This window comes from Brevibacillus sp. NPDC003359 (genome assembly GCF_042878995.1).
Classification (GTDB): Bacteria; Bacillota; Bacilli; order Brevibacillales; family Brevibacillaceae; genus Brevibacillus.
The window spans coordinates 106,951-120,765 of sequence record NZ_JBIAOR010000003.1 but is presented as its reverse complement, the minus strand read 5'-3'; the positions used below and the strand labels follow the sequence as shown (position 1 = coordinate 120,765).

At 49.6% G+C, this 13,815-nt stretch carries 13 protein-coding genes; all 13 read right to left on the bottom strand.

Annotation, left to right across the window (positions count from 1 at the left end):
- A complete protein-coding gene (locus ACFYU8_RS12340; RefSeq protein ID WP_390298925.1) occupies positions 1-423 on the bottom strand; it encodes a DUF4280 domain-containing protein in 423 nt (140 codons plus the stop codon).
- On the bottom strand, positions 410-961 hold the full coding sequence (locus ACFYU8_RS12335) for an imm11 family protein (protein ID WP_390298922.1): 552 nt from the start codon (positions 959-961) through the stop codon (positions 410-412). Before ACFYU8_RS12335 ends, ACFYU8_RS12340 begins: the two co-directional genes overlap by 14 nt.
- Positions 958-2,103 (bottom strand): pentapeptide repeat-containing protein, encoded by a 1,146-nt coding sequence (locus tag ACFYU8_RS12330; RefSeq protein ID WP_390298919.1) that lies wholly within the window; start codon positions 2,101-2,103, stop codon positions 958-960. The genes ACFYU8_RS12335 and ACFYU8_RS12330 overlap by 4 nt, the downstream gene beginning before the upstream one ends.
- Before the next feature lie 72 nt (positions 2,104-2,175).
- Positions 2,176-3,600 carry a contractile injection system protein, VgrG/Pvc8 family gene (locus tag ACFYU8_RS12325; RefSeq protein WP_390298916.1) on the bottom strand — a complete coding sequence of 475 codons (1,425 nt, stop codon included), beginning with the start codon at positions 3,598-3,600 and terminating at the stop codon, positions 2,176-2,178.
- Positions 3,597-4,265: a hypothetical protein gene (locus ACFYU8_RS12320; RefSeq protein WP_390298913.1), complete on the bottom strand. Its 669-nt coding sequence runs from the start codon at positions 4,263-4,265 to the stop codon at positions 3,597-3,599. Before ACFYU8_RS12320 ends, ACFYU8_RS12325 begins: the two co-directional genes overlap by 4 nt.
- Before the next feature lie 14 nt (positions 4,266-4,279).
- Positions 4,280-5,059 carry a DNA and RNA helicase gene (locus ACFYU8_RS12315; RefSeq protein WP_390298910.1) on the bottom strand — a complete coding sequence of 260 codons (780 nt, stop codon included), beginning with the start codon at positions 5,057-5,059 and terminating at the stop codon, positions 4,280-4,282.
- Between the two features lie 44 nt (positions 5,060-5,103).
- The gene (locus ACFYU8_RS12310) at positions 5,104-7,776 is read right to left on the bottom strand and encodes a molecular chaperone (protein WP_390298907.1); all 2,673 of its coding nucleotides are present in this window, start codon (positions 7,774-7,776) and stop codon (positions 5,104-5,106) included.
- 51 nt (positions 7,777-7,827) lie between these two features.
- Positions 7,828-8,523, bottom strand: a complete 696-nt coding sequence (locus tag ACFYU8_RS12305; protein ID WP_390298904.1) for an iron-dependent peroxidase — start codon at positions 8,521-8,523, stop codon at positions 7,828-7,830.
- Positions 8,514-9,791, bottom strand: coding sequence for a normocyte-binding protein (locus ACFYU8_RS12300; RefSeq protein ID WP_390298901.1), 1,278 nt, complete (start codon positions 9,789-9,791; stop codon positions 8,514-8,516). The genes ACFYU8_RS12305 and ACFYU8_RS12300 overlap by 10 nt, the downstream gene beginning before the upstream one ends.
- Positions 9,788-11,650 carry a serine/threonine protein phosphatase gene (locus ACFYU8_RS12295; RefSeq protein WP_390298898.1) on the bottom strand — a complete coding sequence of 621 codons (1,863 nt, stop codon included), beginning with the start codon at positions 11,648-11,650 and terminating at the stop codon, positions 9,788-9,790. Before ACFYU8_RS12295 ends, ACFYU8_RS12300 begins: the two co-directional genes overlap by 4 nt.
- Positions 11,651-11,670: 20 nt before the next feature.
- Entirely contained in the window at positions 11,671-12,510 is an 840-nt protein-coding gene (locus tag ACFYU8_RS12290; RefSeq protein WP_390298895.1) for a PP2C family protein-serine/threonine phosphatase, read from the bottom strand.
- A 5-nt stretch (positions 12,511-12,515) separates the two neighbouring features.
- The gene (locus tag ACFYU8_RS12285; protein ID WP_327948879.1) at positions 12,516-13,046 is read right to left on the bottom strand and encodes an FHA domain-containing protein; all 531 of its coding nucleotides are present in this window, start codon (positions 13,044-13,046) and stop codon (positions 12,516-12,518) included.
- 71 nt (positions 13,047-13,117) lie between these two features.
- Positions 13,118-13,672, bottom strand: coding sequence for an FHA domain-containing protein (locus ACFYU8_RS12280; RefSeq protein ID WP_390298891.1), 555 nt, complete (start codon positions 13,670-13,672; stop codon positions 13,118-13,120).
- Positions 13,673-13,815: the final 143 nt, after the last annotated feature.

The window sequence follows — 13,815 nt, the reverse complement described above, 5'->3', positions numbered from 1 at the left end:
CTATTGCTCCTGTCCGTCGTCTTCGATGCGAATGCAGCCTCCATATACGCACATGTTCGTGCTGGTGTTTAACAGGGCGGGATGATTTTCCACGAGTACATCTGCCTTGCCTTCGATCCAGGGCATGGTGACCGCTGGAATGCATGGCATCGGCTTGAGTACGCCGTTGTTGGCAGCAGTAGCAGCCGCGACCGTTGGATTTTTCTCGCAGCGGCATTTGCCAAACGGCATGATGTTCACTTGTGGCATATAGTCATTCACGTTCATCTGTGCCTGATTGCGAATGTACACGCCATGACTAAACGGCGTTTTCAGCTTGTTCTGCTGGCTCCCGTAGTCGCACGAGAGAATCGCTCCTGCCACGACGTAGCTTTTCTTCGGAGCAGACGAAGGTACTACATCGACATCTTCAATCATGGGCATGACTCATTCTCCTCCCTGCTTGCTCTGCTTTTTTCAAGTGGATACCGAAAAAGTCCCTGCGCAGCAAAGCTTCCGCCAGCCGCAAATCGATGATGATATACGGTTCACGAATGCCTTCGATTTGAAAAATCACACGACGCCCAATCTTTTCTGGATCGAGAACCAGTCTTTTGAGTGAGCCGTCCTTGTGAAACTCGCTTTGCTCTGACAGGCAGTTCACACGCGGCAGGATCATCAGCCAGTACAAATCCTGCTTGATCCGCTCCCTGTCTACCAGCACAACGGATTTGACAAACAGCTTCGGCGCGAACTTGTGGATGATTGTCTTTAAGCGGTTGGAATAGAGCGGGATCGGTCTGTCGAGAAAATCCAGATAGTCGTTCTCTTTCTTTTGCTTGATGTCGAACTGAATGATCGCTTCGTCCAGCTCTTCCATATAATCCGGTGAGAGCCACTCCTGCCGGATGACGTCAAAAACGCCAGTTGGCTCCACCGCATTCGAGATTCGCTCGTCCTGTGACAAGATGAAATAATTCATGCCTTACTCCCCTCTCGCCAAATGACATGTCGCTCCTGAAGCTCATCTAATAGAACCGACTCTCTGACATCCTCCGGGAATATGGCTCCCTCCAGTAGCGCTCCGCTAAAATTCGCTCCGGTCAAATTCGCATCCGAAAAGTCCGCGCCACGCAGGTCAGCCCCGGTAAAATCAGTGCCAGTCAGGTTCGCCCCGACAAACAAGATGCCATCAAAACCGGGCATCTCCCACGCATCTGGTTCCAAGAGACCCCTTGGCCCGGATGCATCACGAAAACTCGCTCCTAGCAGATTCGCTCCGGTAAAATCCGCTCCGTGAATGAGACTGTCACCGAAATCAACCGCTTGCAGTTGGGCACGATGCCATCTCGTCCCGACTAAAACACTTTCACGAAGGGTTGCATTTGCTAACTGACTGTCCGACAAGTCCGAATAGCGCAGGTCCAAACCATCGAATTGTCCTTCTGCCAAGTCGAGGTCAGCTAAAACCTTGTAGCCGTATTCCAGCTCTTGCTTTTCTTCCAGCCACGCGCGTATCATCTCAGGATCTTTGTCGCGAGTGTCCAGACAATACACGATCTCGCTTTGATCCATATATTCTCCGACACGCACCTCCAGCTCCGGCTCCTTGTCCACCTGTTGGAAAACCTCCAACTGAACAGCCTGCACCATGGCATAACGGATCAGATGAACGACATATTGATGAAATTTCTCTGCTTCCACGAGCTTGATTCGCTCGATATCGGGAACACTTATCTGTCCGGCATACGCTCTGGCAGCCTCGCTCCATTCGTCTGAGAGCCGATCCAAAAAGCGGAAAGCCCAGCTCGCATCATAGGTGGTTTGACACTCCACCGGATCAAAAAACCAACTGCTGTCCGTGGCTTCCAGCAAATAATGGCTACTTCCCAATAGCAGCTCGGTCCGCAGCATAGAGTAGGTCAGGTACGCCAGCTTGCCCTTTGTCCCTTGCTCCTGTTTATCAACCACGCGTTGGCATATCGTTTCAAATGAACGGAGAAATTCTTTTGCCAGCCGCTCTTTATTGGCTTGATAGTAAGTATCCAAGGCATGCAGGCTGGCGATGGTTCTCTTCGGCACCTCGTGCTCCTTGAAATGCTGCAAGGCTTCCTCTCTTTCCATGCCAATCCCCCCTTCTTCTCACCGTTTTTGCATACACCAAACACACGGTTACCCGCGTGGCAACCATGTGTGTCAATTGGTTTTGAGCTCCTGCCCGACGATGCTTGTATTTCCGTCCATTTTGATGTTGCTCTCTTTGCAGGTGAGACTGATCTCCTCTTTCGCCGAGATAATCACCTTCGTGGCAGAGTCCATCAAAATGTCCTTTTCGGAGACAACCTTAATATTTTTTTTGCTGAAAATCTGGATGCCGTCCGCGTCGGTCATGCGAATGAGGATTTCCCCGTCCTTTGCGCTAAGCAATACCTCTGACGGGCTAAACATCAGTTCTTTGCCGTTGGCCGTACGGAAGTATTTGATATCGGGATTCCCGAGCTTGTTCGTTTCTCCCTCGTCCGAATTTTTCCGGACAGAGCTGATCGCAATCCCGTCACTTTCCTTGTTGCTCGGAAAATAGACACGGACGTAGTCATCTAGCTCCGGCATGCAATACCAGCCGCTGTTTCCTTCGGCCGTATAAACCGAGGAATACGGAAACCAGTGCGCTTCGCTCTTGCTCTGGCTCTCATCGATATCGAGGTGGATTTTGACGTTGTCTTTTGAGACCTCAATGACTTTCCCTTGCACCGATGCACCTACAATGAGCGAATTGTGGAGCGGCTTTTGGCTCATTCCTTTTTTGGACGCAAGCAAATACTTATGCTTGAGCAAGCCTTTCTTCATCTCGGTATGGGCTTCATACACATACAGGCTCTTCCCTTTGAAATCCACACCATTGCCCAAATCGAGCACGCGATCCGTCTCTACCTCGTAAAAGATGTAGTCATTTTCATCCACGCCCTTGACCCCGTTTTCCGAGGAATGGCGGTATTCGTTCAAATTTTTGCGTACCCGATAGTGAAAATCGTCCAGCTTGCCCTTGGAGGCACCTTCTGGCACACCAAAGCTGAACTTCGGCTTTTCAAAAACAGATGCGGGCATCAGTCCAGTCTGAAAACGCGAAGCAAGCCGCTTGAGAAATTGCCAATCCGTCTCCTGATACTGCATGGTAAAGGAGCCTAGCTTCCCGCCATTGGAGGCCATGTCCATGATATCCATCCCCGGATATTCCCCAGCGATTGTTTTCAAGAGGGCACCGTAGGTCATCGCTTTGTTTTGGAAGGAACGGCTCTTGCGCTTCACATCGAGATTGTAAGTAGGAGAGACAGCCTCGACGTACAGGTAATAAACGTCCCGTACGGCCTTGACCCCAATCTCCAGAACAATCCCCGCAAAAAGCGGCGTGGCGTTGCCTTCGTTATCCACCTGACTGATTTCAATAGGGGTCTGTGCTTCCGTCATTTCTACATAGCTGTCCTTCAATTCTTCTGGTATGATCCCCGTAAATGTCAGGCGGGCATGCTCATTGATCTCTTTCGTAATCGTCAGTTCCACCAGATGCGTCAATTGATAAGGAGAGATTTGCAAATTGTTGTAGGCAATGACAGGAAGACTCATTTTTTCCCTTCTCCCTTCGCATTTTCATCCGACTTTGTAGACACGATCGACAAGGAATCCATGATCCCCCAGCCTACCTGCTTCCAGTCTGACAACTCCTGCTCCGTGCAATTGAACGTGCAGAGAAGCGCGCGTCCCTGTAGCGAAACAAAGCTGATCAGATTGTAAATGTCCGTATCCAATGCGGGCGCGACAAACTCGAAAAACCCGACGTGATTCCCCGCGATCTCGCGTATGCCTTCCTCTTGCCAGCGAGCGAGCGGCTGTGTCTTGCGCAAGATTTGCTTCATGACATCCATGAAGGCTTTCAGCTGTGCAGGAGAATCGGTCAGCTTGCTCTCGGTATAGGTAAAAGCCAGGTTAATCGACGCTGTTTCGTTCGTATAAATCAGTGAAGGTCTACGTTCCGATGGATATTTCAGAGCTGCTACTTCTGGACTCATGATGGAAAATGTCTTCGGGAGTCTAATCTGTACGAGATCGTCGAGGACGCGCTTGTCCTCCATGGGAATTCGCTCTTCCCCAACCGTAATAAATGATTTGCTCACCACATCCAGTCGATTTTTGCCCTTTGGACCAAAACGTATGGCTGCTGGCTGTGTATCCTCACCGGAAAGCTCATTCAACATGCCGATAATGCTTTCATCCATGCGCTCCATTACCATTCACCATCCTCTCGTTAATCGACAATAACCCGCTGACGCCCGCCTGTTTTCCACTCCGTTTTTGAGGACCTTCCGCCGCTCTTGGCGTCGTCCAATATACGTGCGAGGTATTTGAGGATTTGCAGGTTCGTGTACTCGCGATAACCAGTCCCCAGTCTGTTGCCTATATAATGAAGAATGAGCCCCCGCTCCACTCTGTCCGCATTCATGCTCTGCATGACAAAGGCGAGATCATACGGTTGATTGGTGCTTGTCTTCAACATTTCATCAGCAAAATACCGCAGGATGTAGGGAGCAAGCGTTGGTTCAGTTCGCCCGGCATATTCGACATGCACGATATTCCACGTATTGAATTCGGTTGCCATATCAGATAAATCCTGATAATCACCACGAAGCCTTGCCCCTTGCTTGAGCTTGAAGCGCCCCAACTCCCTTTCATCCTGGCGTGACTCTATCTCCTGATCGAGAATATAGGACGTCTCGTAAACGTAATAGTCGGTCAGCGAAGTCTCCTCTTGAAAACGAATCTTGAGCACTGTCTCCATACCTGTGGCCTCATAAGGGACACGCTCTTCGCGATCGAACAAGTAAATCCGTCCTAGATGCTTGACGATTCCTCTGCCGACAGTGAGGTGCCCTTCGCCTATCGTTACATCCATCCCGGAAATAATGCCGTCTGTATACTCCTGAAAGTACAAATCTACAAAATGGCGCGGGTAATCACGCAGATTTTCAAGCATCTCTCGCTTGAGAATTCGGCCTTTATGAAAATTGGGATAGAGATGGGAAAACACCGCTGTTCCCCCTTCCTGTTCAATTAAGCTGCCTGTTTATTTGATCATTTCAGCCCGTCAAAGAAATCCAGCTCCGACAAGTCACTCTCAAACGCAAAGAATACCTTTTTCCCCAAAGAGAGCTGTTCATTTAGCCGAGCCACTGGCACGACATGGAATCCCCACTCGCTGCCGCTCGCAAAAACGAAGTATTTCGACTCGCCATTTTGGATCGAGTCAGTCTCATCCTGCGGGATATGTGTACCGTACTTGCCCGCGATGTCCTCATACAGCACCGTTTTGTACTGAGCCGGATCATCCATGTATAAGTACCGCTGCCGCAGATGGCCGTCGCTTTCCTTGAGAAAAAATTCTACCTCGCTCACGCCGTAGGGACGCGAGATGGAACCATGCACGAGACTCAGCTTTTCCTGACTGTGAATGAGCACTCTCTCTTGCTTGTTATGGGTGAAGGCGGTCACGGAATAAGGGACGATCGGCGCATGATTCGTAATGTTCGCTTCGATGAATCCGGCTTTTTTGGCGCTTTGATAGCGCAGTGCCCCACGCAAGCATGACAGCTTCAGATCTGGCACCTTGCCCGCATCCTCCGTCTTTTGCCTGAACTCAATACTGCGTCCAGGGACAAACTCTTTGAGCGCTTCACGGAAAACATCAATGCGGCACGACTGCCCGGTCAGCTTGATGATTGAGAATTCTGCCAGTCTTCCCTGTTGATAAAAATCATCCAAAAAGACGCGTAAAATCTCGTAAATATCTGCTTTGATCAGATGATTGATCTCTTTGGCGTTGAAGACGACATCAGGAAATTCAACCACATCCCGGAAGCGAGCGTCCTCCCGAATCGACAACACCCATCGCTCGACTGCCGTTAGCTTTAGATCAGGCTCCTGACGATTTTCCGTATCGGCTGTGAAGCGGTTGCGCAGAATGCCCGTCTGGCGGAAAAACTCTTTTTTCATATGGTCAGCGAGATCCCACAAAAAGTGAAAATTGTTGCGGACGCGCTGATATTCATCCCGACTCTTGTTTTCGTACTCCTTGTAGCGCGTCGGCAAAATCGTCTCGGCTTCCCGATATCTCGCCTCGAAGCGCTCATAGACGGAATCTACGCCGTATTCATCCACGTACCGGAATATTTCCGATCCGGGGATGTCGATGATCTGGTCGATGTCGGTCACTTGCCGCCCTTTGCCGTAATAGTCCGCGAAGACGATTTTCATAAATTGCATGATGCGATAAGTAATATTGTTGCCGCCAAAATTGGTGTCGCCGTTTTCATAGGTCGTATCGATATTGATGCGATAGGAGATATGCCCGTCCTCAATCTGGAAATGGCATGATGACAGGTCCGTCGTTCCTCCGCCACAGTCGATGACGAGCGCTTGATAGGTCTCACCGTCCAAAAAGCTGTTTTTGTCAATTTGATCCGCAATCGTGTTAAACAGGACGGCCATTCCTTCGTCGAGGGCATGCTCTGATTCGATACGATACTCAGGTAAAATCTCGGTGAACATCTCAATAAACTGCGTTTTCAGCTTGACCGGGCTTGTGATATGCAGATGACGAAAGCGGCATTTGAATTGATGCTCAGCCATTTGAATGACATGAAGAAGGTACTGGCGCAGGATGTCGCTTCTTTTCACAGTCGCGGTATTTCCTTGGCTGTCCATGACCTCTTCCATCTTGTGATAGCTGTTCACCCAGCGCTTGATGCCTTGAAACACGGTTGCGTTCGTACTATATCCATTCTTTTTCATGTGCCGAAGTGCTTCATAACCGATGTGAAAGCGAACATCATGCGGGGAGGAGCAATCCGCCACGCTGACAGTCGTCGGCAGCACCTCGATCCATTCCTCTATTTTTTGCGTCGTATCGGGGAAGGAGACGTAGTTGATCGCATTCAAACGTATGCGTCCATTCAACAAGTCGTTGCTAGAAGGGGAGTTGACATACTGATGGTCGAGAAAGGTACCTGCTGTCGTGGAGGAAGTACCAAAATCAATGGCCAGAACGGCATCCGTCTCTTCCAACTCCCTGATTTCGAGGTCAGTCACTGGTACTTTGTAGTAGTGAAGATTGACAGGTGGCAATGGATGGTCTTGATCATACGCCTTGTACAAATACTCCGAATCCTGCTTGCGGAAAAAGAGCAGGCTGTAGTTTTGATTGACGGTTTTTCTCAGCTGGGCATCTTGGGGAGCGTATAGCGTAAAGTGCCCCGCTCCCCTATCGTCTCTGTCTTTGCGCAGATGCAAAATGCCGCATAGCTCCATATGGTCGTTTACCAAAAGTACATTGGATTCGGACAAGCCTTTGGCGAATTCGACGCGATAGTTGTCCAGCTTGTCAATGGATAGACCCATGTACAAGGTCATCTTCGCTGGGATTTTGATCGCATCTACACCTGGCATCGGTGTGTTCAAATATTTGTGGAGTACGGCTTCGAGGCGTTCAATACCCCCCGGAACAGCACGCTCAATCAGGAGGTTTTCTTCTGCGCCGCGAAAACGCAGAATCGTGTGCAGCAGCCCTTCCCGATCGAGATTGTTCACGACAGAGCCGACCAACTTTTCCTTGTAACAAATATTGCGGAGCTGAAAGGTCGTCATCTCCATCAGCTCATCGCGTGTGTAGGTCGCTTCGCCTGGATGATTGCGATGGTTTTCATCCCCACTGCTTTTTTGGAAATGAAGCTTATATGAATAGGTAGTCATCCCAACTCTCCTCTCTCCCGACGTCTGTTGGGGTCAATCGGTCAAAAACCTCTAGTACAGGGCAACACTGTCAATTTGCATCGTTTCCTCGACATCCAAAATGCCAAAGTGGTTTCGCCAATAAATCTCTGTATGGAACCGAACCGGCAGAAAAATATCCTTGATTAATGCGAGCTTGGCATGTGCGGTTTCACTCTCCGATTGCCCCACATAAATCAGCAGTTCATCTTTTTCTTCGCAATTGGCGTAAATAGTAGAGTGAGAGAAAATTTTGCGCATCGTATCCTTGAGTAGGTACACCGCTTCACCCGTCTCGTACAAGCGCAAAATATTGCCCGCGATTATCTCTCGCTCCTCTTTGGTAAAAAGTCGGATATTTTCCTGTACCCGACTGCCGAACAGCCCCGCTTCCAAATCATGCAATACAAAGCGAATGTGGTATTCACGCTTGTTCATCCCTTGTGACAGATCGATCTCGGCCAGCAAATGGACGATGACATCAAACAAGGTATGCCGAAGCTCTGCATCGTCCAAGTAATTGGCATCAAAAAGGTCACGGAAAATATCGTCGAAGCGGTAGTACGGATTCACTTCTACCGTTTTGTCCACCGTTTTAGCGTTGATGGCCTCATGACTTAGCTCCATGTAGGGCGAATACACTTTGGCCGCTTTGAACTGGATGTCTTTGTTGGCGATCCCGGCGCGTTTTGCACGAATGACCAAATCCCAGATGTAATTCAAGCCCATTCTCCTTCACACTTGTATTCCGGAAAATACATCTGAACCTCGGAGACGAGAAAGCTCATCATATCTTGAAAGATAAAGCTGTTCGCGCCGCGTCTCCGAAAGCCGAGAGCCATGATCTTCTTGTCATTTTCAACGCGGACATTATCACTAATGAACGGATTCAATCCGTATGTGGCGGAAGGGCGAATGTTTTTGTCCCGAATCTCGACATTCACTAGCTCCAGCTGATCAGCTGCCTCAAAGGAATGGACGATTCGGATAATCTCCCCTTTAGCCCGTACGGTCATCGCTTGCTTCCGCGCATAGCTCCCAATAAAGCTGTTTTTGCGGCGATTGGACACCAATTCGTAGTCGAGTCTTCCGATACGAGTCGTGACAGGCTGTGTAATTTTGCATACGTTCCAAATCCCCGATTTCTCCTGAGGCGAGACAATCGTCAGCTCCTCCGGTGACCGCTTGATGTAGCGAATCAGCCCTTCATCTCCATCCACCAAATACCCGTGCTCACTGCCTGTCTTGCGTAACGACAGGACATGCTCGAAGTTCACTCGATCAATGGCAGGTACGGGAAAGCCGATGTTTTTTAAAGCCAAACGCTCGATGTTCCACAGTGGGATAACGTCCAGCTTTTTGTAAGGCTCCCACTCATCGAGCGTAATCGACATTTCCAATATCTCTTCGTCTTCTGTAAACGTGCCCTCACAGGCAACCAGAATGACATCGAAAAACTTGCTGGCGTAAGGGTGATTCACCGTTTTCCACGGCATCCCGTTCTTTTGAAACATGTTGTACAGCTTTTCCATCTCATCCATATACATGCGGCTTTGTTGGAGACGTACCTCGATGGGAAAGTGGTTACCTGCTGTGTTCAGGCGGCCCTTGAAGGTTCGCTTGCTCGTCATGAGCGCCTGTATCTTGTCGTATTCACACTCTAAAAAAATCGTCATCATGACCGCTTCTTCTTGGTTGCTGAGCTTGACCGCCAACTCTTTGCGATCACATACCTTCTTTTCCTCATCACCAGGAATCATCGGGTACAAATACTCATGGATCGGGTCAAAGTCATCGCGATGGCAGAGTGTCACGTAGATGTCATGCTTCTCTTCCTTGTCCTCTATCTCGGAAAAAACACGCTCCTCCAGCTTCTTTTGCATCTCCTCCTGATACTCGACCAGGTTGAGGAAGACACCGTTCATGATCTGCTTGAGCAACCTGCGCTGCTCCAGCTCCTCCATTTTGTTCAAACGATCCAGTACGATCTCTTTCATGGCGTTTTCGCTGCCTCCTCCTGTGTAGGATTGGCTGTAGCTGGTGGATTAGCTTGCATTGGCTGAACTGGCTGAGTCGCCGGAGCTGTGTCGGCTGACGGGATTGCTTGATTGTTCGGCACTACCTGAGGCGGCGGAACTGGCTGGTAAGTTGGAGCCACCGGATTGACTGGGGCTGTCTGATTAACTGGTGCCGTTTGATTGACCGGAGCTGTTTGATTAACCGGAACTGCCGGAGCTTGACTCGCAGCACTCGCCCCTTGCACAGGTGGCTGACCTGCTGGCGTGCCTGCCGAAGGCGGAGCAGCAGGTGGAGCAGCAGGTGGATTCAGCTTCTCTTCTGCCTTTGTTACCTTGCGCTCCATCGCTAAAACTTTTTCCAGCACACCAATCTCCTGATAAATTTCCTGCGCCATCGTATACGATTGGATCGCTCCCTCGAAGTCTTGCGCTGCATAGCTTTCGTCGCCTTGCTTTTCCAGCTTGTCACCGTCGAGCGTCTTCTTTTCCTTATCAATGCCGGTCTTTTTGGAAGCTACCTCGTCCAGCTTAGTGCGAAGCTCCTTTTCTCCAGTCACAAAAGACGTTTCCAACGCCAGTTTGCGTGCCTTTTGGTAGTAGGCTTCCGCACCAGCATAATCCTGTGCCTCAAACAAGAGATCGCCTTCCTTTTTCCACTGCATGACGAGCACATACGATTGCGTCTTTTCTTTTTTCTCCAAAATTTCCGGTTCGTTAAAATCATCGCGCCCTTTCATTTCCTTGAGCGCCTTGTCGTACTTATCCAATGCTTTGGCGTACTGCTCATCTTTTACTGCCGCATCTCCATCCACGATCAACTGGGTAATGCGGATTTTTTTAACCAAGAGGGCGGCCTGAACTTTGTTTTTGACAATATTTGCAGCATTTCGGGCATCGCTGTACGCTTTGAGTGCCTTCGGATAATCGCTCTCCGCAATGAAAGCGTCTCCGGCTGTCTCATGCTCGAACATCCCTGTCGCTGCATCCGCTATGCGCTCCGCTTCCTTCATCTTGAACAGCAGAGCCCCGCCTCCAGCCAATGCGAGCACGAGAAGGATGAGTGCCACCCGTTTGATAATCCGCCATTTTTTTTGCGGGTCGGTTTTGAATATTTTGTTTACAAAAATTGCGGCTGCCGTGTAGTTTTGGACGACATGCTCTTGCTTGCTCAAAAGCACGTCTTCCAGCGTATCGATCCAGGTTTCAGGATCAGTGGCCTCTTGAAGCCCGTCCTGCATTTCGGCCGGATTTACCTTCTCCCACAGACCTGTAGTAGCAAGCAGAAAAACATCACCGTCATAGAGCGGAAGCTTCTTGGAGATAAACGGGCGAAATTCATTGGGTGTCCCCAAATAGCTCAAGAGATTATGTCGCTCCTCATGCTGATCAAGCGCGTCCTCTGCGATTTCCTCCCCATCCACCATCTGTTGGGCAAGGCTCTGATCCTTGCTCTGCCACTGCAATCTGCCATTGCGAAAATGGTACAGCCTGGTGTTACCAGCGACGCCGTACCTTACTCTGGCATAGTCCGTTACGATTACGGTCAAGCTCGCTTTTAGTCTGACGCGATGGCTCTCGGCTTGCAGGACACGATGGGCCTCCTGCAAATAGCGGCGTATGCGATAACGCGAAATGGACGGCTTCTGCAAAAAGTAGCCCAGAACGCTTTTGGCCGCCAACTCCGCACTCTCTACTTCCTGATCGTTGTCCAATCCGCGGGCGATTACCCAGCACGCGATATCATCCAGCTCCGCGTAGGCAAAGTAATCCTTATTGCGAACGAAGCTGCCTGATTCGGATAGAAACCCGGTAATGAATTCACTGTTGTCCTTTCTCATTCGTACTACCCGCTCCCCCGTTACCAGCCTTTTTCCAGGATGAGAATGGTTGCGTTGTCCTGATTGGCTTTTTGCTTGCTTTCCACCGCTTCAATGATTTGGTCAGCCGCGTCATGGGCAGCGATATTTTGGAACAAAATCTGCTCCAGCTCCATCTCGGTTAACGTATCGTAGACGCCGTCACTGCACAGAATGACCTTGTCTCCCTTCTCAAGCGGAAACGGCTCACGTCCAATTTCGATATTTTGAAAGTTCTCATAGCCCAAGTAGTTGATCAGCTGTTTTTTCTGCGGATGCTCCAATGCCTCGTCCTTCGTAATCTCCCCGGACAGAAAACGCGCCTCCAGCACCGACTCAAAAATGTCTTTTTGATTGATCGGGATGAATTCGCCATTCCGGAAAACGGTAATGATACTGTCCCCAACCGCTCCCCAATACAGCTTGTCCTCTACGATTACGCCAGCAACCAGCGTGGTCCCACCCCGACTTCCTCTCAGCGCCTGCAAAATCTCCGAATTGGCAAGGGAAGCAGCCCGGGAAAAGAAGAGGGACATATGCTTCGGGTTGTCCAGCTTTGTAAACTCGCGTATAAATGTGGTCACGGCAAGCGTGGATGCAAGTCTGCCGTTAGCCAGCCCACTGATCCCGTCCGCCAAGACCGCAATCGTCCCATGTGATGATGTTGCTGTAGAAAAGTAATCATCCTGTTCTTCTCGTTTGCCGATCGTCTGTCCATTTCCAATCTGGATGACGGGATTCTTTTCTTGCCGGATCCAAGCTGCACGCAGACGAAACAAAAGAGTAATGGCAATGATTACGCCAAGGACGACCAGATACGGAATTGCGCCCTGTTGAAACATGCTCATCATTCCTTGCCCTTGTTGGAGTTGTCCCACTCGAAGTGAACACCGCACAGCGGGATGAAAATAAAGGTACTTTTTCCGAGCTGGAGCACATCGTATGCAGTGAGTTCAACGGGTGTGTACACCGCTTCATTGTTATGATAGGCAAGCCCAGACGCATCACCCGGGAGCAAGTAAAAGTTACGTTTTTTCGGATCATAGACAATCACCGCATGATTTCGACGAGAGATCGTGTTGTCTCCAACGATTCGAATGTGCATATCCTCTGCGCGACCGATGAAGTTTTTCTCCGCCATAATGCGGTAATCTTGACCTTGTTGCGGCCCCTCAATACATACCAGCCAACCGGTAACAGGCTCGATCCCTTCTGTTTCCCCCAGGTACGGCATCGTCTTATCGTCTTCTGCCACTCTCGCTGGTGCTTTGTTATCCGGTTTCGCCCCAGGCTCAACGACCATGCTGCAATAAGGGCAGGTGCTTCCGTGTTTTCTGGTGCTAAACATGTGACCATTCGCGCATCTTGTCAAACTCATTCTTCTGCTCCCCCGTTTCGTTCCGTGCAAGGACGATATGTATGTGTATAAAAGCGATGTTTACCCCGATGTTATTTCAGCAACAAGCGGGTATTTGCTATGTAAATAATGTCGCCAGCCTTTACTTTATGCGGTTGTTCAATCTCCAGCTTGCTCTTGTCGCGTTTGTTCGGCTGCTTGATGCCTGTGCCGTTCTTGGAATGAATATCCTCAATGAACCAGTTCCCGGAAGCTTGGTTCAGAACCGCATGCTGCTTGCTGATCAAGGCTGCGTATTCTGCGTCCGCCAAGTCGATGTCGACCTCGTTTTGTAAGGAGCTTTTGCCGATCACTAGGGATGTCTCTCCCTGGATGAACCACTCCTTCACGCTCTCTCCCTCTTCATCCAATAGAACCAGTTTGGTTACGCCATCCTCTTTCTTTGGCTCCGGTTCGTCGGGGCTTCCGAATTTGACGATAATGACCCCGAACAAAAAGAGTCCGAAGGCAATTCCTGTAAAAATTTTCAGAGTGTTGCTGTCTGTATAACCAAAGACATAAATAAGTGCAATAATCACAAGGATGGAAATCAGCAGCTCTATGAGCTTCACTCTGATGGACCTTTGGTACCCTTTTTTCTTCGCCACATGTTTACCCCCAATCAACTACCTCTAAATGCTCTTGGACTTCGTGATCAAAAGACGAATTTTTGAACTTCCTATTAAGAAAAATGCTCCGAGCTTTGGGCGAATGGTGTATGTATAGACATCCATCCAAAGACAGGAGCAGG

Excerpts from the sequence above, each read along its gene's own strand:
- ACFYU8_RS12340 (WP_390298925.1), bottom strand. The coding sequence starts at position 423 with ATGCCCATGATTGAAGATGTCGATGTAGTACCTTCGTCTGCTCCGAAG.
- ACFYU8_RS12335 (WP_390298922.1), bottom strand. The coding sequence starts at position 961 with ATGAATTATTTCATCTTGTCACAGGACGAGCGAATCTCGAATGCGGTG.
- ACFYU8_RS12330 (WP_390298919.1), bottom strand. The coding sequence starts at position 2,103 with ATGGAAAGAGAGGAAGCCTTGCAGCATTTCAAGGAGCACGAGGTGCCG.
- ACFYU8_RS12325 (WP_390298916.1), bottom strand. The coding sequence starts at position 3,600 with ATGAGTCTTCCTGTCATTGCCTACAACAATTTGCAAATCTCTCCTTAT.
- ACFYU8_RS12320 (WP_390298913.1), bottom strand. The coding sequence starts at position 4,265 with ATGGTAATGGAGCGCATGGATGAAAGCATTATCGGCATGTTGAATGAG.
- ACFYU8_RS12310 (WP_390298907.1), bottom strand. The coding sequence starts at position 7,776 with ATGACTACCTATTCATATAAGCTTCATTTCCAAAAAAGCAGTGGGGAT.
- ACFYU8_RS12305 (WP_390298904.1), bottom strand. The coding sequence starts at position 8,523 with ATGGGCTTGAATTACATCTGGGATTTGGTCATTCGTGCAAAACGCGCC.
- ACFYU8_RS12300 (WP_390298901.1), bottom strand. The coding sequence starts at position 9,791 with ATGAAAGAGATCGTACTGGATCGTTTGAACAAAATGGAGGAGCTGGAG.
- ACFYU8_RS12295 (WP_390298898.1), bottom strand. The coding sequence starts at position 11,650 with ATGAGAAAGGACAACAGTGAATTCATTACCGGGTTTCTATCCGAATCA.
- ACFYU8_RS12290 (WP_390298895.1), bottom strand. The coding sequence starts at position 12,510 with ATGTTTCAACAGGGCGCAATTCCGTATCTGGTCGTCCTTGGCGTAATC.
- ACFYU8_RS12285 (WP_327948879.1), bottom strand. The coding sequence starts at position 13,046 with ATGAGTTTGACAAGATGCGCGAATGGTCACATGTTTAGCACCAGAAAA.